We start from the raw sequence: 22,672 nt of genomic DNA on the forward strand, positions 1-22,672 counted from the left end.
GAATATTAACCCGATTCAGGATCACGCTCCTTTCACCAAACATGTCCGTCAGAATTGGCACTTTGCCCTCGACTGGTTTGTTGTGCGGTCTGTGCTGTTGTCAGGGCAGCCACTTTTGCAGGGCGATGTGACACGGTATAAATCGATCATGACCACTTCAACGCTCCCATATTTTCCACTCAAGCGCGGACGCGTACATGAAGTCTGCGGTCCTGGCAGTTTTGGGTTTCTTGCAGCTTTGATGGCCCAGACCTGCGGACCCACGCTTTGGATACGTGAAAGCCACCGTCCAGAATATATCAACCCTATGGGGCTAGGTGAATTTGCAGATCCCTCTCAGATGCTGGTTGCAAATGTGACGCATCAGACCGATGGGCTTGCCAGTGCCGAGGAGGCGTTGCGGGAGCGCGCTGTCGCATTGGTCGCGATCGACATCAGCAAACCTCTCAGCCTTACTGCCGGGCGGCGTCTGCAACTCGCGGCGAAGACAGGAAACAGCACCGGGCTTTGCCTTATCCCTGAAGGTATGGGCAGCAATGCCGCCGAAAGCCGCTGGCGCTGTCGACCTCTATTTCATGCACAGGACTCGACTCATTTTCACTGGAGCCTTATTAAGAACAAATCGGGAACAGTTGGATCTTGGCATGTTCGATGGAATCGCACGTCGCGTCGTGTCGATATGGTTTCACCGGTTAGCGAGTGACCGGTTTCTTCGGCAGTACCCGCTGTCCGGCCCTTTTGCGCTGACCATCAAACACAGCAATGCAAATCGGCTGTATTGCCTCAATACTGAAGCCGCGCAGCAAGGCTTGCACCAGGGTATGCCCCACTCAGACGCCCGCGCATTTTGTCCAAAACTACAAACAGCCCCTGCGGATCTCTACCGGGATCAGCAATTCTTGCTGACCCTGCGCCGATGGGCCACCCGGTATTGCCCTTGGGTAGGGTTAGAAGGCCGGGACGGCCTCGTTCTTGATATCAGTGGCTCTTCTCACCTTTTTGGAGGAGAGGACAATATGTTGAGTGATATCCGCACAGGTCTGACACGGGCGGGCCTATCGGCACAGATCGGACTGGCCGACACACGCGGAGCAGCCTGGGCGCTGGCACATTTCGGCGAGGGACAGGCTGCACCAAGGGCTATGTTGCCAGCTCTTAAGGACCTTCCCGTTGCCGCTCTGCGGCTGGATGTGAAGACAACAACCGCTCTGATCAGATTGGGGCTGCGCAAAATCGGGGATCTTGCGACAACGCCCCGTGCCCCGCTGACACGCCGTTTTGGACCAAACGTAGTGATGAGGCTGGATCAGGCCTTAGGGCAGCAAGTTGAAGAAATCACACCTTTGGCCGCGCCGCCCCATTACGGTGTCCGCATGACATTGCCAGAGCCTATCGGCCTGATAGATGATGTCATGGCTGGCACGAAAAGACTGCTGACACGACTCTGTGCAACCTTGAAAACCCATGAGATGGGCGCCCGTGTGTTTGTCGTAACACTGCGGCGAGTGGATCAGGGACACCAAGAAGTGGAATTGCGCCTGGCCCGCCCCTTGCGCGATCCACTCCGGATTCTCCCCCTGTTCGAAAAGGGACTGTCTGAAATTGACGCTGGCTTTGGCATAGATCAGCTGCGTCTCGAAGCGACACAGACCGAGGCTCTGCCCGCGCAGCAGATGACTCACGTTGCCACTGACAGCGACGACCGGCTGGACGATCTGATTACGCGGCTCGGGACACGGATCGGTCTTGAAAACATTCAGCGTTTTCTTCCCGCCGACAGCCATATTCCGGAACGTAGCTTCATTACATCACCTGCGGCTTATTCAACCGCCGCCAGCGGTTGGGTTTGCAGGAACCCACGCCCACTCTGCCTGTTTCACCCAGAACCGATTGCAGGGGGCGGATCTTATCCGCCGACCCATTTCCGCTGGCGACGCATGTCATTGACCACAGGCAGGGCCACCGGACCGGAGCGCATCACCCCCGAATGGTGGTTTGATGACGACAACTGGCGGTCTGGCTTGCGTGATTATTGGCGGGTGGAAACCACGCAGGGGCGACGGCTCTGGCTGTTTTATACGCCTCAGAACCCCGGCTGGTACGTGCAGGGGGAATTCGCATGATTGAGGTCAACCACAGGCATCGGCAGGTTGAGGTGTATCAGAAAGATCTGCCGGATCGACGACTGCAAAAGCAAGATTATGCCGAACTGTGTGTCACCACAAATTTCACCTTTCTGACCGGGGCCTCCCATCCCGAAGAACTGGTTGCGCGAGCTGCCGAATTGGGACTGTCAGCGCTGGCAATAACAGATCACAACTCGCTTGCGGGGGTTGTCCGGGCCTGGAGTGCGCTAAAGGAGCTGACACGGGAAACACAGGATGCCTTGAAAATCCGGTCCCACCAGCGGATCGATTCCTCCTCTCGGCAAGAGATAGGCCACGCATCTGCCATTCCCAAGCCGATAGCACCGGTCCTTCCCAAGTTGATTGTCGGATGCCGTCTCATCTTGCAGGACAGCGCAGTGGATTGGCTGGCCCTACCATGCAACCGAACCGCCTATAGTAAGTTGGCAAGATTGCTCACCCTCGGGAAACGGCGTGCGGAAAAAGGTAAATGTATTCTCTACACTGAAGACGTCATCAATGCCTGCCAGACCATGATCCTGATCGCCTTGCCAAAGGGATCATTGAACGATGCTGTCCTGGATATTCAACGAATGGGGCGGCAGTTTCCGCATCATGTCTTCTTGGGGGCCGCGCCGCGCTATGATGGAAGCGATCAGGCTTATCTCGCGGCCTGCGCCCAGACAGCGCAAAAAACATGCGCTCCAATGGTGGCGATCGGAGATGTCCTGATGCACCGTGCCAATCGCAGGCAGCTTGCTGATGTTTTGACCTGCATGCGCGAGAATATCACCATCGATGAGATCGGCACCCGCGCCTTGCCAAATGGAGAACGTCGGCTCAAAGCGGGCGCCGATATGGCACGTATATTTCGTGATCACCCTGCAGCGCTCCGCCGCACGTTGGAGATTGCCAATAGATGTAATTTTGATCTGGGTGAACTCTCCTATGAATACCCACATGAAGAGGCGGACGGTGAAACAGCACAGGCCCGTTTGGAACGCCTGGTTCAGGAAGGCTTGAAACGTCGCTACCCAGATGGTCCTCCGGACAGGGCAATTCAGCTGATGGAGAAAGAGCTTTCTGTTGTCAAAGAACTGGAGTTTTCAGCCTATTTTCTGACCGTTCATGACATCGTGCAATTTGCCAAATCCAAGGGGATCCTCTGCCAAGGACGCGGGTCTGCTGCCAATTCAATCCTTTGCTATCTCTTGGGCATTACGGATGTCAGCCCCGATATGATTGCGATGGTTTTTGAGCGTTTCGTGTCAAAGCATCGGGGAGAGCCACCGGATATCGACGTTGATTTCGAACACGAACGGCGTGAAGAAATCATCCAGTGGATTTATCAGAAATACGGTCGCCATCGTGCTGGGCTTTGCGCAACCGTCATCCACTTTCGCACGCGCGCTGCCATTCGTGAGGTCGGCAAGGTTATGGGCCTTAGCCAGGATGTAACTGCAGGCCTGTCCGGACAGATCTGGGGCATGAGCAATGGCAATGTGGATCTGGATCGCATTCGTGAACTTGGGCTCAATCTAGAAGACCGCCGCCTGATGCAGACGATACAACGGATCGGCGAGATCATCGGCTTTCCACGTCATCTTTCTCAACATGTGGGCGGGTTTGTCATCACCAGTGGACGGCTGGACGAACTTGCCCCGATTGAGAATGCCGCAATGGAAGATCGTACCGTCATCTGCTGGGACAAGGATGATATTGATGCCCTGCGCATTCTGAAAGTAGATGTGCTGGGATTGGGTATGCTCACCTGCATTAAAAAAGCCTTTGCCTTGATGCAGCAACACGAGAACATAACGCACAGCATCGCAACCGTCCCCCAAAAAGATGAGGCGACCTACGATATGCTATGTGCCGCAGATGCGGTGGGGGTCTTTCAGGTAGAAAGCCGGGCACAGATGAATTTCCTGCCCCGGATGCGGCCCCGCAAATTCTACGATCTGGTTATCGAAGTCGCGATCGTCCGCCCGGGTCCGATACAGGGAGATATGGTGAAACCTTATATTCGCAGGCGAAACGGTTTGGAAAACCCGGATCCCTTCGGACCTGCTCTGGAACAGGTAACCAAGCGCACAATGGGCGTGCCTCTGTTTCAGGAGCAGGCTTTGCAGATCGCTGTTGTCGGTGCGGGTTTTTCTGCAGAAGAAGCTGACCACCTGCGCCGTTCTCTTGCCTCCTTTAGGCGCATGGGAACAATTGGAAAGTATCGCGACAAATTCATCGCTGGAATGCTGAGGAACGGCTATAGTCAAGACATTGCCGAAAGGTGCTTCGGACAGATAGAAGGCTTTGCGGACTATGGATTTCCCGAAAGCCACGCTGCAGCCTTTGCCATGCTGGCCTATGTCTCAGCTTGGCTGAAATGTCACCACCCGGCAATTTTTGCCTGTGCCTTGCTCAATTCTCAGCCGATGGGCTTTTATGCTCCAGCACAGATCATCCGGGATCTACGTGATCATGGTATCGAAGTCCGGCCGATCTGTGTAAACTGCTCCGAATGGGACAACACGCTTGAACGCCGCCCGGATGGAACATTGGCCCTGCGTCTAGGGTTTCGTCAGATCAAAGGTTTCAAGGAAGACGACGCAGGCTGGATCATTGCTGCGCGCGGAAACGGGTATATAGATCCTGAGCACCTCTGGCTGCGCGCGGGGCTTGCCCCTGCAGCCCTGGAGCGTCTGGCTGAGGCGGATGCCTTCTCGTCTATGGGTGTCCCGCGCCGAGAGGCGCTCTGGCAAGTAAAATCAATCCGAACTCCTGCACAGCTTCCGCTGTTCAACGATCAGTTCGACGGAGAAGCCATCACCGAGCCGGACGTCATGCTGCCGCGGATGCATCTGGGGGAAGAAGTCGTCGAAGACTATGTCTCAATGCGCCTGAGCTTACGCGCGCATCCGATGGAACTTCTGCGTCCGGCTCTACCCGGCCTGATCTGCCACGACCAGCTGATAACCGCGCCATTACAGCCAGTCTGCGTATGCGGCCTGGTCATTACGAGGCAACGACCGGGCACCGCTTCAGGCGTGATATTTCTGACCCTCGAGGATGAGACCGGCGTTTGCAATGTGGTGGTTTGGAACAGGATATACGAACGTTTTCGCCGCACTGTCATGGGGGGGAGATTGTTGCGCATAACAGGCTACCTTCAACGAGAAGGTGCTGTGGTGCATGTCATCGCCCAGAATATCGAGGACGAATCTGCGAGGCTATCGGAGCTAGGCCACCCGCTAGACAGTGCAATTCAATCCGAGGGGCCACGTGCGGACGACACCCCGAAACGCACCCGCTATCCAGCCCGCGCAATGCATCCAAGGGATCAAGCCAAGAGGCTCTTTCCAAGCCGGGACTTTCATTGAACCGCAGTATCGCCTTTTCTACCACAACTGATGCGTTTCGGCTTTGCAACACCCTATCACTTTGCGACCAGCCGAGAGCTATCGACGTCAGTGCGCATCGAACTACAAAAGGTATCTCGAAGTACATCGAGCATGACCCATCTGACGATTGGGACGCCGTGCAAGCGAAAGTAACGAGCGCGATGTCTTTGTCGCTTTTCACGGAGTTCAGTGACGATGACATCCAAGCGCTAGAGAAGCTATTCAAGAAGGAGAGTGACTCGGATTGAGTTTGCTCGCGAGGCGTGCGCACGACTAACGACGATCAAGAAGATGCAGGAGCGGCAGTTGGCACCCAGCTAGCCAGCAGATTGGTAGGAGCGTAGCGCATCTCAACTTAAATCATTGATTTATAGTTATACAATGGTGCCCGGGGGCGGGCTTCACAAATCTCGATATATCAGTCGCTTATGTGAAGGTGGGACGCAAAAATCTCCCACACTTTCACAAGGTTTTCTGGGGTTTCTGTCCCACCGATTTGCTTCCTTGTGAGGGAAACCGGCACGTTAGACCAGCTTGTTGGGCGCGGGGGACACGTTTGCTTGACCCAAGCTCTAAGATGCTTCAACCCAGCGTTGCAGGTGGAACAAGCAGGTGAATCAATGACCGAAACGTATGAAGTCGGACCTACAAAGGTCGAAAACTACAGGGCCGTGCTAAAGGACAAATATCGCCCGCCAAGTAAGGGTGGAAATACGTGGGCTTGGCACCAGCACTCGTTCGAGGTGGATGGCGAGCGATACGCCTTCCTTGGGCTTGGGTCTAAACGTTGGATATTCGCCAGCGACAATGTGGCCTTCCAATGGTCTTGGGATGAGTCCCGACTATACCGGAACGTGATTGCAGATAGCATCCGCACTTTCGACAAGACCGGCGCAGAAGTCGTGCGCGGTGAGCGTGGAAGCAAGAAATGGCGAACGGCTGAAACACGGCTTCCAGCCAGCCGACGGGAAGCGCGCGACTAAAACTCTGAAGGAAGGCTCTACGCGCGAGCCGCGGCCAAGTCGAGGCAACCCGCCCCGTGCTAGTGAGCAATTCTTAGGCAACGTCAGGGACCGAGCGACCATGTGCGGTCTGTCCTCACTTAGGCACGCCACACCGCCGAGGCGCTTCACCGCCCAACCTTCCCCGCGCCCCACCAATCTCCCTATATCGGGGACTCCGGGGAGGGAAGAAAGGTTTTTACAGCCAGGCCGCAAGCGGCCTGACGGTGAATTGAGAAGACCAAAACGCCACTTTGGGGATAGCGGGGAGGGTAATAGGGAGGGTTCCGGGGACACAAGCAGCCATATTATTGAATGAAATCAGTAAATCTTATCCATTAGGGAGGATAGGGAGGGGTATATAACGCATACGAGAAAAACGCAGAAACAAGGTAATTTGAAAAGGCGGGCGTAAACCCCTCCCCAGCGTCCCTGCCGTCCCCGAGCGCGTATCGACCTAGCCCAACTTGACGGGTTTGGGTCCTTCCTACGGGTCGCAACGTGGGTATATTCGCGCCGCGTTGTTTTAGACGAAATCGGTTTCCCGTGAGGTGGGTTTTTCGATTGGGGTTGTTGTTGTCGAAATCCTCCCCAAACCCCCTATCCTCCCCAAGGTGCCGCAAGTTGCACTGAGGGTTTTTGGTTTCCGGTCTGGGGTTTCGATCCCCGCGCGCGATGGTGGGTGGGGAGGTTCGGTTTGGCCGATCCCAGCGGGGTCCGGGGTCCCCATTGCAGTCTGCGCGTGTCTGGCGCGTTCTGGGCGCACTTGCCCGCTACCCTTTGCCAGACAGCTTCAAGATTTCTTGGACCGGTGACAGGATCGACTCGGACAATTCCTTGTAAGCCCCCACGTCCACGCTGCCCTTTTTCGTCTGGTGGGCCGTCCGGTCCTTCCCAAAAAGCCGTTCGCTAAGTTGTTTCTTCAGTTCCTTTTGGTCCGCGTCCTTGAGCGATGAAAGGAAGGGGTCGATGGCTTTGACCTCGAGGGAGAACCAGCGCATCTGTTGTTCTAGGTCCCGGTGGGTTTTTGATTGCCTGGACGCATAGCCAGCGGCCGCCAGGAGAACCAAGGTCAGCGATCCCGCCGTCACCAGCTCAGCCCAGTTAACCCCACCGGCCGAAGTCTCGCCAAACCCCAGATAGAATTTCAAGAGTAACCAAGCGGCTGCGAGTCCAAGCGATCCCATCGCCACTTTACGCCAAGTGTTTGCCGCTTTGTGTTCGTCAGTCGCGGTTTTCTGGTAGCCGCCCGCAACCCCATCGGTCCCGACCAGGCCATGAATCTCGAGGATTGCGGCATGTTTCGCCTTCATGTCGTCCAGGCGTTCCTGAACGTCCTTCGTGTATGTGTCGAAAGCCGATTTCAGACGCTCGTCGTGTTTCGCACTAATGTCGTTCGTTTCTGCTTCTGATTTCGTCCGAATTTCGCGCATCGCTTCATCAAATTTTTCACCCCGTTGAATCTGGGCGGATGAGAATTCTTCCGCCCTTGAATTCTGGGCCTCTCCGAATTCGTTTTGCCATTCGTTGAACGCCTGATCAGTTTGCACTGTCAGATTTTCCAGGGCAGCCTTTTGTGCTGCCAGTCCATCCTGGATTTCACCAAGGCTTACTCCACTTTTTGACAAGCGCGACTCGAAATCCTTTTCCGCCTTCTCGATAGCCTTGCAGAATCGGCCATAGGCTTCCTCGACTGAGCTAACGGTCTTGGCGGCGTCCGGCGGACCCGCTACGGCCACAATCTGATAGACCAACGGCAGTTGCCCAGTCAGGTAATCATTGGCATTTCGGAGGTGTTTGACGTTCTGATTGGACGAATAACTCTGTATCTGGTTCCAGACTTGCGCTTGGCGAAGCTGGCTATCGAGATTCGTAAGGAGGTTCTCGGGGAATAGCTCCGGGTCTTGGCCGTGCAGAGAAGCCTGCATTAACTCAAGGGCTTTCCTGAACCTCCGGCGTTCCGCCTCGTGATCAGCGTCGATTTCCTCCACTTCTACGTCCAACCATTCCAGCATCGTCTGGACCGTCGAATGGATTTGGTGGTTGTCGAATTGGTCAGACCAGCGGGACATAGAAATCTCCTAAATTTAACGCGGAACCCGCAAGATATAGCTAGCTGCGCAATCGGTCACGCAATATCGGCCAAAGGTTAGTCTGATTTCAACCATGCATCGCAAGCGGAGGTATCGCAACACCTGCTCTTTTCTTGGCGTCGCCGAAAAATCTATTGACACGCTGACTGCTGCCCGCCCTCTGAAATAGGACAGCAACGAAATCAGTGGATGTCCGCATGACCAGCCAAAGCACTACGACGATGTTTCCCTTGTCCGCAGCCCTCGATGTCGCAGGCGTCAAACCCGGCAAGTTCCACCGCCACCTTTATGGCGGCATCCTTGGCAAGGCACTGGCCCAGGATGGGGAGTTTGCGGCGCAAGTATCCGATCCCCAGCGGGGCGCGGGGGCTGGGCGCGGCGGCGGTCGCCTCGTGACCATGGACGGCGCGGTCTGCCTTGCGATTTTCTTCCGGCTCCTGACGGGCGGCGTTCCGACTGACCGTGCTTTGCGGATTGCCCGCACTTTCGTGTTTATGGGTGAAGCCGGCAACGGCCTTCGCGCCTTCAACGCCGATACCCCACGCCCTGCCGGGCAAGTCTTCGCCGGATCGCAGGACACATTCCTCGTAACGGTTGCAGGTGTTTTGCCTCTGGATGCTATGGACGGTATCGCGTTTGTGCCGGGCTGCGACCTGACCGCGTTCCAGATTATGGAATGGCTGGACGTTCACGAAAGCAAGAGCGCGCCGCTCTGCCTGGTGAACCTTTCCGAGGTGGTCCAAAAAATGCGGGACGGGCTGGATCACAATTCGGGCGCGTCCATTCAGAACCTAGGCGCGGGTTGCCAGCCGACCAAAGAAACCGAGTCACAGACTGCCGATCCTGTCCCTGCGTTTTTAGCAGAGTTCACAGTCCGCGATCCCTCAAAACGGATTTCTACTCTCGAATTCCAACATGTTTTCCAAGCCTGGTTTTCCGACTGGCAGGTGGCCGCCCGGCCCCATTATCAGGGGGATGCAGATTGCAGCGGGGCGGGCCTGGCACTGGCCATGTCTGCCTGTGGTGTCCGCAAGGTCAAATCGAACGGCAACATGGCATTCGCGGGCATTCGGTGGAGTGAAACACCGGCCGCCCAAACGTTTCTAACAGGCTTGCTTGAGGCAAGTTGACGGCTGCGCTTCACCCTTCGTCGCCGAACCCAGACACTCAAAGGAACCACTCATATGATCGCCAAGACCACCGACAATCAGCCGCTTGCATCAACCCATTTGGGCCGAACACATGTTGTGGCCGCCTGCCTGGCCGTTCTGACCCGTGAGGTTCACGGCGCTGGCCTCGAGAAACACGACGCCCTGGACCTTTTGCGGGATGCACCGGACAAGATTGACGCCGCCCTGACGCGCGGTCCTCGGGCGCTGGTGGTTTACCGGCTGGACCGTCGCGGGGCGCGGGGTGTTGTCAGTGACAGCGAGTCCCGCCTAGGGCAGTTCACGGCCGCCGCCGAACAAGAGGGCGCGCCTCTGTTCGGGTTCTGCCCAGGCGCGATTGCCGAATTGGCCGCGCATATCGACGCGGGCGCGGCGTCCCTGAAAAAGGACGCCTGATCCATGAAACACCAGCGATTTGCAGATTTGAAAACGCCCGCCTTCGGCCCCCCGGTCGCGGCAGCGGTGAAGGTGGAGGACGGCGACCGGACGGTCCTCCTGTCCTTCTCGAGCGAAATTCCGGTCCTTCGGGATACCCCCATGGGACCGGCCTTTGAGGTTCTGGGACATGATCCGGGCGAGGTTGACCTGTCACGGTTCAACAGCGGATCGGCCCCGGTCCTCAAGGATCACCGGCGCGATGTGGACTCGATGGTCGGGACGGTTGTTTCTGCCCGAATCGAAGGTCGCCGGGGCCGCGCAGTCGTGCGGCTTGCGGACACGAAAGAAGGCAACTCAATGCTAACCCGCGTGAAGGCGGGTGAAGTGCAGTCGGTATCGGTGGGTTACGCTGTCCATGAGTTGAAACCAGCAGGCGAACAAAACGGCCATCCCGTCTTGCGCGCTACAAAATGGGAAGCGGTCGAGGTGTCACTCGTCGCGGTCCCGGCGGACCCCACGGTCGGGGTCGGTCGGTCGCTGTCGGGCGGTTCTTCCGCGTCCATTCCTCACATTCCGAAAGGTTCAAACATGACGACTCCCACCACCACGACGCAGCGCCAGCCCGCCCCGGCGGCCAGTTCCGTCAACGCAGAACGCCGCCGCGCGTCCGAAATCTCCGCCCTGGGTCGCAGCTTCAACATGCCCGCCGAGGACGTGGAAAGCGCGATTGCGGACGGCCTGTCCGTAGACGCGTTCCAGCGTTCGATTCTTGACGGCATGTCCTCGAGCAACAGCCCGCAACCTATCACGCGCAGCCGTATTGGCCTGCCCGCAATCGCGGCGTCCGAACGGTCCTATTCGTTGTCCCGTGTCGCCCAGGCCCAGATCACGGGTGACTGGAACCAGGCCGGTTTCGAGCGGGAAGTGTCCCAGGAATTGCAAGGCCAGATCGGCCGCAGCGCCTCGGGGACCTATGTTCCCACCGCCGCCCTGGCGGGACGCGACCTGGTGACGACCGCTACCGCGCCGTCGCTGATCGGCACCCAGCAGATGCACGACGCCTTTGTCGAAGTCCTGAAACCACAGGTGCGGGTGATGGAGTTGGGCGCGACTATTCTGCCGGGTCTGGTCGAAAACGTGTCGATCCCGCGCCAAACGGCCGGATGTTCCGCCGAATGGATCGCAGAAAACACTGAGGCGACGGAGTCGGCTCCGGCATTCGACGCGGTGACCCTGACCATGCACCAGCTTTCGGCGCATACGCGGATTTCCCGCCGCCAGCTTAAGCAAAGCCTGCCCGCCGTGGATCAAATCCTGACCAATGACCTACGCGCCCAGATCGCGGTTGCGCTGGACAAGGCAGCGATTGCCGGGACTGGCGTTGCGCCACAGCCTACGGGCATCCTTAACCTCGCCGGGATCGGCGACGTGGAAATGGGAACGGACGGCGATTTCGTGACCTGGGCCAAACTCATGGAGTTGGTCAGCACCGTGGAATCCGCCAACGTCGATCCAATGTCCCTGGGCTTTCTGTCCAACCTCAAAGTCAAGGGCCATCTCATGTCCACGCCGCGCGTGGCCGGGACCGATACCATGATGCTGGACCCGGACGCGGCCGCCACGGCCGAGGACCTTCGCCTGGCGGGCTACAAAGCCAGGTTCTCCGGCAATGTGCCGTCCGACCTTTCGAAAGGTTCCGGGACCGACCTATCGGCCGTGATCTTCGGGGCCTGGGCCGACCTCTTGATCGGACAATGGGGCGGTATCGACCTGATCGTGGACGATGTGACCGAGGCTGCGAAAGGCAACGTCCGTCTGGTGGCGCATTCCGAATGGGACATTGCCGCGCGTCACGCTGAGTCCTTTGCGGCGATCCAGGACGCCCAAACTGCCTAAGAGCTAAGTCGCCATAAGACTGCACCACGCCGCAGCGGCGCAGCCCGCCCCTTCAACGCCTGAATCGGGGCGGGCTATCCCTCCAACCCTTTGCGTCAGAGGTACCATGCTTCAAACCGCCGCAAGACACGACACATGCGCCCTGCCGTTGCCCACGCGGCGCGGTCTGTCGCGTGTCGAGGCGGCCGGTTACATTGGCATCGGGGCGTCAAAATTCGACGCAATGGTGGCCGATGGGCGTATGCCCAAGCCCAAGAAAATAGACGGACGGCGCGTCTGGGACGTGCGATCTTTGGACCGTTCATTTGATGCTTTGCCAGGTGGCGCAGACTCGGACTACAATCCCTGGGATGATTAAATGACCGGGGAAGCCATGAAATTCAGATTAAAATATGTGGTGGAGGATACGGACCGGCACGGCAACGTACGTCTTTATTTCCGCCGCCATGGCCGCAAGGTCAGGTTACGAGGCCCCGCCGGATCGCCGGAGTTTCTCGAGGACTACAAGAAAGCGGCCGCTGGAACACTTGAACCTGCAAAACAGGGTAGCGGCGTCGGACAGGTGATCCCGCGCAGCATCCGGTGGCTTTGCGTCCAATATTACAAGAGCGCCATGTTCAAGGAATTGGACCCCAGGACCCAAAAAGTTCGGCGGGCGATCCTGGAAAGGTTCTGCCAACACAACGGCGACGGCGACAAGCCTTTTGGCCTTCTGTTGCCCAGACACGTACGGGTCCGCCGCGATGAAATGTCAGACCGACCCGAGGCCGCCAACGGGATGGTGAAGGCCTTACGCCAGCTTTACCGCTTTGCGCTACGTTATGACCTCCACGACGACAATCCGGCCGATAAGGTAGAATATCTTAAAGGCAACCCGGACGGCTTCCATTCATGGACCCTGGAAGAAATCGCAAAATTCGAGGAAGTCCATCCTGTCGGGACACAGGCCAGGCTTGCACTGGCCCTGGCGATCTACACAGGGCAACGCCGCTCGGACCTGGTGCAATTCGGCCGTCAGCATGTCAGAGACGGATGGCTGGTGTTTACGCAACACAAGGGGCGCAACCGTAACCCGGTTCGCATGGAAATTCCGATCATCCCCGAGTTGCAGCGGATCATCGACCAAACCCCGACCGGCGATCTTGCGTTTCTTGTGACTGCCTTCAAACGCCCATTCACCTCAAACGGGTTTGGCAACCGCTTTCGGAAATGGTGCGACGAGGCTGGGCTTAAGGACTGCTCCGTCCACGGCCTGCGCAAAGCCGCCGCCGCGCGCCTGGCCGAGTTGGGATGCACGGAACAGGAAATCATGGCGATCACGGGCCACCGGACCAGCAAAGAAGTCACACGCTACACCAGGGCGGCGAGTCAAAAGACCCGCGCCGAAAGCGCCCTTCGCCGCATTTCAGGAGAACAAAGCTAAGACAAAAGTGTCCCACTTTTTCCCGATATGTCCGCCAGTGGGACAATATCGGCACCTAAATATCTGATTTAATATCTAAAAATTTTGTAGTGGTGCCCGGGGGCGGAATCGAACCACCGACACGAGGATTTTCAATCCACTGCTCTACCCCTGAGCTACCCGGGCACGGGAAGGCTTATCGCCTTGGGTGTGGGCCTTCTATGACGTGGGCGTGACCGTGTCCAGAGGCTTTTTCAAAGAAAATCGCTAATGTTTGGTTTCTCGGTGTTTTTCGACTTCTTCCAAAGCGTTTTCAATATCTTCCGGGTCCGCGCTCGGGGTCGCATAGGCGCCGTTGAACCACTTCGCAAGGTCAATATCCGCGCAGCGGCGTGAACAGAAGGGGCGATAATCGCTGGAGGTTTCTCCGTCACAGATCGGGCAGCTCATGCAAGCACCTCCGCCAGCGGAATACGGCCTCGCTTACGTTGCAGTTCAAAGTGGCCAAGCGTGGTCCAGCCCACCAGAACGGTGTCTTCGCTGTCATTGCGAAAACTGGCCCGCAACGCGGTTTCAAAAGCGCGACGATCTTTCTTGGGCATAGGAGCCGGATCAATCACGATCTGCCCGCCGAGACCGCGCAACCGCAGCGCCCGGGCCAGGGATTTTGCGCAGGCCATATTGGCTTTCACGCCAGCTGCAAGCGATGTGTCGCTGCCGGTGTTTACGTCGACAGCGATCAGCGCGCGGGTCTGTTCGATAAAAAGAAAGGCCCCCCCGCTGAGAGGTTCGCGAATGCCCTGAACCGTCTCCAGTGCATCCAATACGCCCAGACGTTCAAATCCACCGGGATCGCGCTCGATATCCGCCGGATCGGTCCAGTCACGCCATGCAAGAAGGTGCGGGGTATCCCCCTCCGCCAATACTTCTGGTCCGCTACCTGAATCCTCCATGACCTGAGAGGCCAGCGCCACCATGGCGAGGATATCTTCTTCAATCTCCTCCCCGTCAGCGCCATGACAGGCGGAGCGCAGGATCAGGCCATAGCCGTGATCCCCCATTGCATCGTGGGCGATTTCCAAAAGGCGGTCCCGCTCATCCTCGTCGCGGATCGAGCGGGAAATATTAAGGCCAGGAGCCTCAGGCGTGACGATCGCGTAGCGGCTCTTGAACAGGAGCTTTTGGGAGACTGGCAAGGCCTTGCCAGCTTCGGCGTATCCTGTCAGCTGCACCAGCAACTCCTGACCGGGCGCCAACCCCTTGACCTGACGCAAAAAAGCCGGCCCGTCCGGTGTGGTAAGGAACATTCCGCCCTGCCCCTTGACGGGGCGATCTGCTCGGGCCCGGTAAATCGTGCCCGGTGTCGGTGCGTCGCTGTCAATCAGCAGATCCTCAAGCTGGCCATCCACCATGAGCGCCGCGGCCTCGCGACCATCGATATGGTCGAGCACAATTGTCCGTCCCTTCATGCTGCTGTCTCCTTACTCTGTGTCCAGCCTGCGCCGCGCAACAGGGCGGCGGTTTCGGCCAATGGCAGACCGACGATTCCAGTGAAGGATCCGTTGATCCAAGGGATCAACGCTCCTGCTGGGCCTTGAATTGCATAGGCGCCCGCCTTGCCCTGCCAATCACCGGTCGCAAGATAGGCATTCAGATCCTCATCCGAGAGGCGTTTCATCTTCACGGCACTGACAACATCACGCGCCCAAATGCGATCGCCGCGGCGCACCGCAACCGAGGTAATCACCTGATGACGACGTCCAGAAAGCGCCAGAAGAAATTCCGCCGCTTCCCCGGCATCGGACGGTTTCCCCATGATCCTGCGCCCCAACGCTACTGTGGTGTCCGCACAGAGAACCACATCCTCTGGGTTGGCAACGATCGCCTCGGCTTTCTGCCTAGCAATACGCGCGCAATAAAGACGCGGCAATTCTCCCTTCTTGGGAGTCTCATCAATATCGGGTGGGCAGACCGCATCCGGGGTGATTCCCAGCTGAGCCAGCAGTTCCAATCGACGCGGGCTGCCTGATCCCAGAATGAATGCCATGTCCGGACCTCTTGTTCGTGTTTGTCACCCGCGGGCGAAAGCCGCCAGGCACTTCAGACTTGTCTTACTGGCTCTGCCGGACCGGGGAAAGCCCAACCCAGCACGCTGCGAGCTGCACCCAAAACAAAAGCCCGGCTCGAAGGCCGGGCTTTGTTCATATGAGGGATCGCCACGCTTACTTGAAGCGGTAGTTGATCCGTCCCTTGGTCAGGTCGTATGGGGTCATTTCAACCTGTACCTTGTCGCCAGCCAGAACACGGATGCGGTTCTTGCGCATCTTGCCTGCCGTATGTGCGATGATCTCATGGCCGTTTTCCAGCTCGACCCGAAACGTCGCATTGGGCAGGAGTTCCTTCACGACACCGGGAAATTCGAGCGTATCTTCCTTGGCCATGTTATCTCCATAATTGCGGTTTCCCGCGAGTCTGCGGGACGTGCGCTTAAATGAGCGCTTTTTCCCAGATTTTCAAGGGCGCAATCACCGCAGCTGACATATTGTGACCGATTTCTCAGGTTCGGCCCTTTCGTCCCAATGCGTGCGGTTGCGTACAACGCCATCGCGGCGCACATGGGCAATCGCCTCAAGATCAATGTCGGCATAGGTCCAGCCCGGCTTGTTCAATATCCCCTCGGCCAAGACACCAGTCGCGGGGAAGCCGGTATCAGGCGGTCCAAATATGCCACCCGTTCCGGTATTCTGATCCACGGCCTCTGACCATTCCGCAGGGCCTACGATAGACGACATCACCGAGACGCACTGATTTTCGAGCGCGCGGGCCATGGCGCCGATGCGGACCCGCCAATAGCCCGCCAGTGCCTCCGTGCAGGACGGCACCAACAATAGATCCACATCTGCAAGCGCCCGTCCCAAAAGCGGAAATTCACTATCGTAGCAGATGAGGATGCCGATCTTGCCCAGTTCGGTGTCAAACACTTTGAGTGGGCCGCCACCGACCACCTCCCATGGATCACGCTCAAACATGGTCATGATCTGCTTGTCTTGAACGCCCTTCCTGCCGTTCGGGGCATATAGGGTCGCACGATTAACCGGACGATCCCGGCCATCAAATACGGGCGCCGATGCCCCAAGAATATGCACTCCGAATTGCGCGGCGAGACGCAGGTGCAAGGCATCGACTTCAGGCATCCGGCTGGAAACCGCATGTAGGGAGTGCTCCAGATTTCCGGCAACCTCGGCGCCGTCGAGCGTGGACAGCTCCATCGCGCCATATTCGGGAAACACCAGCAGCTCTGCTCCCTGTTCAGCCGCTTCTTTTACCCAATGGGTGATTTTGGCATCATATTCGGACCAGTCATCAAACCAATCGAGCGGATAGGCAGCAGTGGCGATTTTCATGAGATTTTCCTGTCGTTTGACATCGAACGGCTGAGAAGAGCTGAGCTGCACGAGACCGCTCAGGTCAAGCTGCGTGACCAGAATTGAAGCGGTTTTCGGGTTTCCTCCACATCTCCCACGTCACGCCACGAAAAACGAGCCACCACACCCGGCATGGGGGAGTATCCCCGTTTGTGCCAGAAACTGTGTAGATCATTGTACACCTCGGGCCTGGCGGGATGGTCGCCCGGACGTTGAACGCTGCAAAACGCGGATACGCAAAAGCCGAGATTTCGGGCATGGGCCTCCCGCATATCAAAGAAACTGTGCCCAAGCCCGCGCCCGCGATACTGTGGCAACAGCACGGATTCGGCGCAGTAGAAAACATCCGTCAGCGCCAAGCCGGTTCCGTCGAACGCAGCGGCAAAATCCTCGGCGTGATCCGAGAGAGGTGCGCCGGTCGAAACACCAACAAGCGCCTCGCCATCCCATGCCCCAATTACGATAGACCGGTCGCTGTCCAGATAGCTTTGCAGATAACTGCGTTCGTAGGCCAAATCGCCATCATAGAGATAAGGCCAATCGCGAAAGACAGCTATGCGAAGGCGGGCGATGTCATCAATCGCTTCAGCCAAGGCCGCGCCACGCAAAACCTCCAATTGCAGGTCCATCAGCCAGAGACCTGCGCCGTCCAATCCGCCAGGTTGTAATATGTCGTCACGCGGATGATCTTGCCGTCCTTCAGATCGAAGAACGACCCGGCGGAAAGGCGGTAGCTTTGCCGATGCGCTTCGGGCAGACCTGCATCGGTTTCGAGGTAGACGCCGTTCACGATGTATTCGGCAGCCGCCCGGGTACCGTCTTCATTATCGAAAATCACCATATCGGTGAGGTTTTCGTCGTAGCAGCGGCTCATATGGGCGCAAAACTCGGCAAACAACGCCTTACCGGTGCGGATTTTGCCTTCGTTCACGTGGTGGGCCACGTCATCGGAAAGACACGACAGCATGGTTTCGGTATCTTTGGCGTTGAATGCTTCAAAATATCGGGTGACGGTGCGGTTCATTTTGTCTCCAACGGGTTGCCCCAGCGCTCAGTCAGGCGCTGGATGATCTGGGATCGGGTTTGCCTGTAGCTGTCTAGCTTGGCATCCCGGGTTTCCCCCAGTCCAGTTGGGTCCATAATTGGCCAATATTCGACATCGAGGTGAAAAAACCGGGTGAGCTCCAGGGCCCGTCTCTGGCTGGCAGGCGACAAAGCCACGACCAGATCAAAAGACGACAGGTCGTCGCCCCATTGCTCCATTTCGTCAAACGACCGCGAGCGATGACGCGACAATTCAACGCCGATCTCCTGGCAGACCGCGATGCAGAAACCGTCGATTTCCATATCATTCTTGACACCGACCGACTGCACATAGGTGCCAGAGCCATAAAATTGCTTCATGATCCCCTCGGCCATAGGGGAACGGACCGCGTTGTGGTCACAGCAGAACAAAATCGACTGTGGCAACTCGCTCACGCTTCAGCCCCCAAAATGCAGAACGCAAATCAGCGTGAAGAGGCGGCGCGCCGTATCCGTATCAATCTCGGCCTTCCCTTCCAGACGTTCCTGAAGAACGCGGCTGCCTTCGTTATGGATACCTCGGCGGGCCATGTCGATCGTCTCGATCTGACTGGGCGGCAGGGTCTTAACAGCTGTGAAATAGCTCTCGCAGATCTGATAGTAATCTTTGACGACCTGACGGAACGGCGACAGTGACAGATGGAATTCCGCCGCTTTCTCCCCGGCTTCGGACGCCACATCAAACACCAACCGCTTATCCCGGATCGCAAGACCTAGATGATAGGGACCTTCTGGCACCTCGCGCTCGCCGCGCGCAGGTAGGGCAAAGCTGTTGTCCTCGATCAGGTCGAAAATGGCGACCCGGCGCTCCTGCTCAATCTCGGGCGTCGGCGGCGGCAAGTTACTGTCATCAAGGTCAATTTGGCTGATGCGGCTCATGGGTCAGATCTCTGTGCGCGGGTCATACAGATAACTGACTAGCCGATGGCCGCTGCAACGGCAATCCGCGGGGCACGATGTGCCGCAAGGATGTGTCTCTTGGGACAGTCTCGCATCTGAAGGTCGCCCCGCAATTCGTCACGGCCTTCTCCGTTGCATTACCGATTCAACCGATCCAGCCGGGCGCGGATAGACAGACCATGGGCCTGCAGGCTTTCGCTTTTCGCAAGTGTCTCGGCCGCAGGTCCGATAGCCCGCAGCGCCTCAGGCGTGATCTCACTCAGCGTCGTGCGCTTCAGGAAATCCATGACTGACAGGCCAGATGAGAACCGTGCAGATCGCGCCGTTGGCAACACGTGGTTCGGTCCGCCGATATAATCACCGATGGCTTCGGGCGTATATTGGCCAAGGAAGATCGCCCCGGCATGAATGGTCTTTTCGCTGAGCGCGCGCGGATCAGCAACACAGAGTTCAAGATGCTCGGGCGCGATGCGGTTCGAAAGCCGCGCTGCCTCCGCAAGATCCGGCACGGTAATCACGGCACCATAGTCGCGCCAGCTGGGGCCAGCGATGGCGGCACGCTCCAACGTCTTCAATCGTTGCTCGACCGCTTCCGCCACGGCCCGCCCAAATCCTTCGTCATCGGTGATCAGGATCGACTGCGCACTTTCGTCATGCTCAGCCTGACTCAGCAGATCCAGCGCGATCCAGTCTGGGTCGTTGTTCTTGTCCGCAATCACCAGGATCTCGGACGGCCCTGCAATCATGTCGATGCCTACCTTCCCGAAAACACGCCGTTTTGCCGCAGCAACAAATGCGTTTCCGGGGCCGGTGATTTTGTCGACAGGTGCGATGCTCTCGGTTCCATAGGCAAGGGCCGCAATCGCCTGCGCACCACCGATACGGTAGATTTCATCGACGCCCGCCAACCGCGCCGCCAGCAGAACCAACGGGTTGATCTGCCCATCCGGCGTCGGAACCACAACCGCGAGCCGTTCAACACCGGCAACCTTCGCCGGAACCGCATTCATCAGCACAGAGGACGGATAACTCGCCAGCCCCCCCGGCACATAAAGACCTGCGGCCGATACCGCTGACCAGCGCCACCCCAATGACGCGCCAGTATCATCCTGCCACGCATCATCCGCAGGCATCTGCCGTGCGTGATAGGCGCGAATTCGATCGACCGCCAGCTCAAGCGCTGCACGTTCCTCGCCAGAGACCGCCTGCACAGCCGCGTCAATTTCGGCATCAGAGATTCGCAGCTGATCGGCTGTCAGCTGCAACCGGTCGAATTTTGCGGTCAGCTCAATCAGCGCGGCATCGCCACGGGCGCGGACATCTGCGATAATATCGGCAACCACAGCATCCACATCGGGACTGTCTTCACGTTTCGCGCCCAGAAGCGCGGTAAAGGCCTTTTCGAAATCAGCGTCGGACGCGTTCAGAAAAACGGGCATCATGGCTCTCCTTTGCGCCTGCAATATAGCCCCCAGCCCTCAGTCTCAAGATGATTGCTTGCGTTGATGTCAGCGCAGCACCCGCCGCGCCAGTTGCGATATCATGTCCGACGGCAGAGCATCATCCAGCGGACATAGCATCAGCACATCATGTCGGGGCTCACTTCCCAACATCACCGAACGGGGGCGAAGACCGAATGGGCGAAAACCGGCCTGCTGATAGAGCCTTTGCGCTTTCTTGTTTTCCTGATCCACGCAAAGCTCGACCTGGGTCAATCCAATCTCGCGCGCGTGACCCAGAATTTGCGTCAATAGGGCTCGGGCCATCCCCTGACCTTGATAGGCACGTGAGATATAGAAAGGCCCCAGATCGGCGGTATGGGAAATGCGTGACAATCCCCCCTGCCGTAGCACGGCAAAACCCACCAACCGTTCCTCGGCAAACGCGCCCCAATAGGCGCCGCTCTCGAAGCCGCTGATCAGAGCCGCATCCGGAATGCTGTCGGCTTCTTCCACGGTCATCAGAAATGACGCAGGAAACTCTGTCAGCCCCTCGCGCCACAGGGCACGAAGATCCGCGAGATCAGTCTTGGCCAGTCGGCGCAACATCATGTCTCGTGCTGCGGTGCCCGACCCGACGGCGCCTGATAGGGACGCGTCACATCGCGCAAGGTCACCTCGATCGCCTCGACAGCCAGACGGATGGCCCCATCACCGGCAAGCGTCAGGACAATATGCCCGTCACCGTCGGTACCAGGCTCAAATCTCAGCGACAGGAGAGACAGGATAAGATCGCGCTCTTTGCGATCCACCCCTTGCGACGCCACAGACAGCACCTGATCGACCACCAGTACACTCTGCACCCGTTCATAAGGGCGCCCGCGCCTTTCAGCGGCGTCCTTGTCCTCCCAGCGGAACCGGTTCAGCAGCAGGGCAAAACGCCGTTCGGTCGGGCGCCAGCTGATTTCCGTCACCGGGAACACCGCATCCTGTGCGAGCGAGGCGATGACCTGCAGATCGTCGGGACCCAGGGCACCAAGATTCAGCGGCGCTTCGCGCCCATCGTCGAAACTGGCATCTGACATCACTGCTCCTGGATCCGTTCGATCTTGGCACCGACCGACGACAACTTCCGCACCACATGCTCGTAGCCGCGGTCCAGATGATAGACCCGACTAACCTTGGTTTCACCCTCTGCCGCGAGGCCGGCAAGGATCAGGGAAACCGAGGCACGCAGATCGGTGGCCATCACCGGTGCTCCTTTCAGTTTTTCGACGCCGGTCACGGTAGCATGGCCACCATGCACGTCGATCTTCGCGCCCATGCGCATCAGCTCCGGCGCATGCATAAACCTGTTCTCAAAGATCTTCTCTTCCAGAACGCTGGTTCCCTCGGCCGTGCACATCAGGGCCATCATCTGCGCCTGAAGATCGGTCGGAAAACCGGGGAACGGTTCGGTCACGACATCCACGGCCTGAACGCGGTTACTGCCGCGGCGCACGGTCAGGCTGTTCTCATTCTCGGTGATCTCGACGCCGGCGGCCTCCAACTTATCACAGAACGCCTCGATCAAGGACCGTTTTCCGCCGAGCAGCTCAACCTCACCACCGCAGATCGCTGGCGCCAGCATATAGGTGCCCAGCTCGATCCGGTCGGTAACAACCGGATGGGTGGCGCCGTGCAGACGATCCACGCCCTGAATTGTGATCGTCGAGGTGCCTTCACCTTCGATCTGAGCACCCATCTTGCGCAAGCACTGCGCCAGGTCGACGATTTCAGGCTCCCGCGCCGCGTTGTTGATCACGGTGGTGCCTTTGGCCAAAGTCGCGGCCATCAGGGCATTTTCGGTCGCGCCGACTGAAACCAAGGGGAAATCGATAGTGCCACCTTTCAAGCCGCCCATCGGCGCCTTGGCATGGACGTAACCGTCTTTCAGTTCCAGCTCTGCCCCTAGCGCTTCCAGCGCTTTCAGGTGCAGATCTACCGGACGCGCCCCAATGGCACAGCCACCAGGCAGCGAGACAACCGCATGACCATCGCGTGCCAACATTGGCCCCAGAACCAGAATCGACGCCCGCATTTTACGCACGATATCGTAGTCTGCGGTATGATTGTTGATGTCATGGCTGGACATCGCCAGCACTTGGCCATCCTGCAGCGTCGACACCTCGGCTCCCAGCGACTGCAACAAGGTCGTCATGGTGCGAATATCCGAAAGTCGCGGCGCATTTGTCAGCGTCAGCGGCTCCTCGCTCAGCATGGTTGCCGGCATCAGCGTGAGACAGGCGTTTTTTGCACCCGCGATGGGAATCTGCCCCTTGAGCGGGCCATTCCCGGTCACCAAAATCGAATCCATCTGCCC

The 22,672-nt window shown here is 58.0% G+C and carries 22 protein-coding genes and 1 tRNA gene; 8 read left to right on the top strand and 15 right to left on the bottom strand.

Features of this window, described 5'->3' with window-relative positions; genetic code table 11:
- Nucleotides 1-148: 148 nt before the first annotated feature.
- From VWZ81_RS18420 to VWZ81_RS18435, 4 genes are all read left to right on the top strand, one after another.
- A complete protein-coding gene (locus VWZ81_RS18420) occupies nt 149-703 on the top strand; it encodes an ImuA family protein (RefSeq protein ID WP_340546480.1) in 555 nt (184 codons plus the stop codon).
- Complete coding sequence (locus VWZ81_RS18425) at nt 645-2,123, top strand: Y-family DNA polymerase (protein WP_416543485.1); 1,479 nt, start codon at nt 645-647, stop codon at nt 2,121-2,123. The genes VWZ81_RS18420 and VWZ81_RS18425 overlap by 59 nt, the downstream gene beginning before the upstream one ends.
- Entirely contained in the window at nt 2,120-5,503 is a 3,384-nt protein-coding gene (locus VWZ81_RS18430; RefSeq protein WP_416543486.1) for an error-prone DNA polymerase, read from the top strand. Before VWZ81_RS18425 ends, VWZ81_RS18430 begins: the two co-directional genes overlap by 4 nt.
- A 641-nt stretch (nt 5,504-6,144) precedes the next feature.
- Nucleotides 6,145-6,507 (top strand): hypothetical protein, encoded by a 363-nt coding sequence (locus VWZ81_RS18435; protein WP_416543487.1) that lies wholly within the window; start codon nt 6,145-6,147, stop codon nt 6,505-6,507.
- Between the two features lie 791 nt (nt 6,508-7,298).
- Here VWZ81_RS18435 and VWZ81_RS18440 read toward each other — a convergent pair.
- Nucleotides 7,299-8,597: a hypothetical protein gene (locus VWZ81_RS18440; protein ID WP_416543488.1), complete on the bottom strand. Its 1,299-nt coding sequence runs from the start codon at nt 8,595-8,597 to the stop codon at nt 7,299-7,301.
- A gap of 218 nt (nt 8,598-8,815) precedes the next feature.
- On the opposite strand from VWZ81_RS18440, the gene VWZ81_RS18445 reads away from it, so the two are divergent.
- The 4 genes from VWZ81_RS18445 (at nt 8,816) to VWZ81_RS18460 (ending at nt 13,484) form a co-directional block, all read left to right on the top strand.
- Entirely contained in the window at nt 8,816-9,748 is a 933-nt protein-coding gene (locus VWZ81_RS18445; RefSeq protein ID WP_416543489.1) for a hypothetical protein, read from the top strand.
- 54 nt (nt 9,749-9,802) lie between these two features.
- Nucleotides 9,803-10,183 (top strand): hypothetical protein, encoded by a 381-nt coding sequence (locus VWZ81_RS18450; RefSeq protein WP_416543490.1) that lies wholly within the window; start codon nt 9,803-9,805, stop codon nt 10,181-10,183.
- Nucleotides 10,184-10,186: 3 nt separating this feature from the next.
- A complete protein-coding gene (locus VWZ81_RS18455; protein ID WP_416543491.1) occupies nt 10,187-12,061 on the top strand; it encodes a phage major capsid protein in 1,875 nt (624 codons plus the stop codon).
- A gap of 358 nt (nt 12,062-12,419) precedes the next feature.
- Nucleotides 12,420-13,484 carry a tyrosine-type recombinase/integrase gene (locus VWZ81_RS18460; RefSeq protein ID WP_416543492.1) on the top strand — a complete coding sequence of 355 codons (1,065 nt, stop codon included), beginning with the start codon at nt 12,420-12,422 and terminating at the stop codon, nt 13,482-13,484.
- A 90-nt stretch (nt 13,485-13,574) separates the two neighbouring features.
- Here the strand turns inward: VWZ81_RS18460 and VWZ81_RS18465 are convergent.
- The 14 genes from VWZ81_RS18465 to murA all read right to left on the bottom strand — a co-directional run bounded on the left by VWZ81_RS18465 (nt 13,575) and on the right by murA (nt 22,666).
- A tRNA-Phe gene (locus VWZ81_RS18465) sits at nt 13,575-13,649 on the bottom strand.
- 81 nt (nt 13,650-13,730) lie between these two features.
- Complete coding sequence (locus VWZ81_RS18470; protein ID WP_340546477.1) at nt 13,731-13,913, bottom strand: DNA gyrase inhibitor YacG; 183 nt, start codon at nt 13,911-13,913, stop codon at nt 13,731-13,733.
- Nucleotides 13,910-14,932, bottom strand: a complete 1,023-nt coding sequence (locus VWZ81_RS18475; protein ID WP_340546476.1) for a ribonuclease E/G — start codon at nt 14,930-14,932, stop codon at nt 13,910-13,912. The genes VWZ81_RS18470 and VWZ81_RS18475 overlap by 4 nt, the downstream gene beginning before the upstream one ends.
- Nucleotides 14,929-15,510, bottom strand: coding sequence for a Maf family protein (locus VWZ81_RS18480; RefSeq protein WP_340546475.1), 582 nt, complete (start codon nt 15,508-15,510; stop codon nt 14,929-14,931). The genes VWZ81_RS18475 and VWZ81_RS18480 overlap by 4 nt, the downstream gene beginning before the upstream one ends.
- Nucleotides 15,511-15,685: 175 nt before the next feature.
- The gene (gene infA, locus VWZ81_RS18485) at nt 15,686-15,904 is read right to left on the bottom strand and encodes a translation initiation factor IF-1 (RefSeq protein WP_005978431.1); all 219 of its coding nucleotides are present in this window, start codon (nt 15,902-15,904) and stop codon (nt 15,686-15,688) included.
- Nucleotides 15,905-15,988: 84 nt separating this feature from the next.
- Nucleotides 15,989-16,867, bottom strand: a complete 879-nt coding sequence (locus tag VWZ81_RS18490) for a carbon-nitrogen hydrolase family protein (RefSeq protein ID WP_416543493.1) — start codon at nt 16,865-16,867, stop codon at nt 15,989-15,991.
- 59 nt (nt 16,868-16,926) lie between these two features.
- Entirely contained in the window at nt 16,927-17,517 is a 591-nt protein-coding gene (locus VWZ81_RS18495; RefSeq protein ID WP_416543494.1) for a GNAT family N-acetyltransferase, read from the bottom strand.
- The gene (locus VWZ81_RS18500) at nt 17,517-17,912 is read right to left on the bottom strand and encodes a ketosteroid isomerase-related protein (protein ID WP_416543495.1); all 396 of its coding nucleotides are present in this window, start codon (nt 17,910-17,912) and stop codon (nt 17,517-17,519) included. Before VWZ81_RS18500 ends, VWZ81_RS18495 begins: the two co-directional genes overlap by 1 nt.
- On the bottom strand, nt 17,909-18,367 hold the full coding sequence (locus tag VWZ81_RS18505) for a low molecular weight phosphatase family protein (RefSeq protein ID WP_340546471.1): 459 nt from the start codon (nt 18,365-18,367) through the stop codon (nt 17,909-17,911). The genes VWZ81_RS18500 and VWZ81_RS18505 overlap by 4 nt, the downstream gene beginning before the upstream one ends.
- Before the next feature lie 3 nt (nt 18,368-18,370).
- Nucleotides 18,371-18,850 carry a UPF0262 family protein gene (locus VWZ81_RS18510; RefSeq protein ID WP_340546470.1) on the bottom strand — a complete coding sequence of 160 codons (480 nt, stop codon included), beginning with the start codon at nt 18,848-18,850 and terminating at the stop codon, nt 18,371-18,373.
- Between the two features lie 158 nt (nt 18,851-19,008).
- The gene (gene hisD, locus VWZ81_RS18515) at nt 19,009-20,310 is read right to left on the bottom strand and encodes a histidinol dehydrogenase (protein ID WP_416543537.1); all 1,302 of its coding nucleotides are present in this window, start codon (nt 20,308-20,310) and stop codon (nt 19,009-19,011) included.
- 69 nt (nt 20,311-20,379) lie between these two features.
- A complete protein-coding gene (locus VWZ81_RS18520; protein ID WP_416543496.1) occupies nt 20,380-20,922 on the bottom strand; it encodes a GNAT family N-acetyltransferase in 543 nt (180 codons plus the stop codon).
- Nucleotides 20,919-21,395 (bottom strand): DUF2948 family protein, encoded by a 477-nt coding sequence (locus VWZ81_RS18525; RefSeq protein WP_416543497.1) that lies wholly within the window; start codon nt 21,393-21,395, stop codon nt 20,919-20,921. Before VWZ81_RS18525 ends, VWZ81_RS18520 begins: the two co-directional genes overlap by 4 nt.
- Complete coding sequence (gene murA, locus VWZ81_RS18530; protein WP_340546466.1) at nt 21,395-22,666, bottom strand: UDP-N-acetylglucosamine 1-carboxyvinyltransferase; 1,272 nt, start codon at nt 22,664-22,666, stop codon at nt 21,395-21,397. The genes VWZ81_RS18525 and murA overlap by 1 nt, the downstream gene beginning before the upstream one ends.
- Nucleotides 22,667-22,672: the final 6 nt, after the last annotated feature.

Origin of the sequence: Phaeobacter sp. JH20_34, from assembly GCF_048056095.1 — a bacterium.
Classification (GTDB): Bacteria; Pseudomonadota; Alphaproteobacteria; order Rhodobacterales; family Rhodobacteraceae; genus Phaeobacter; species Phaeobacter bryozoorum.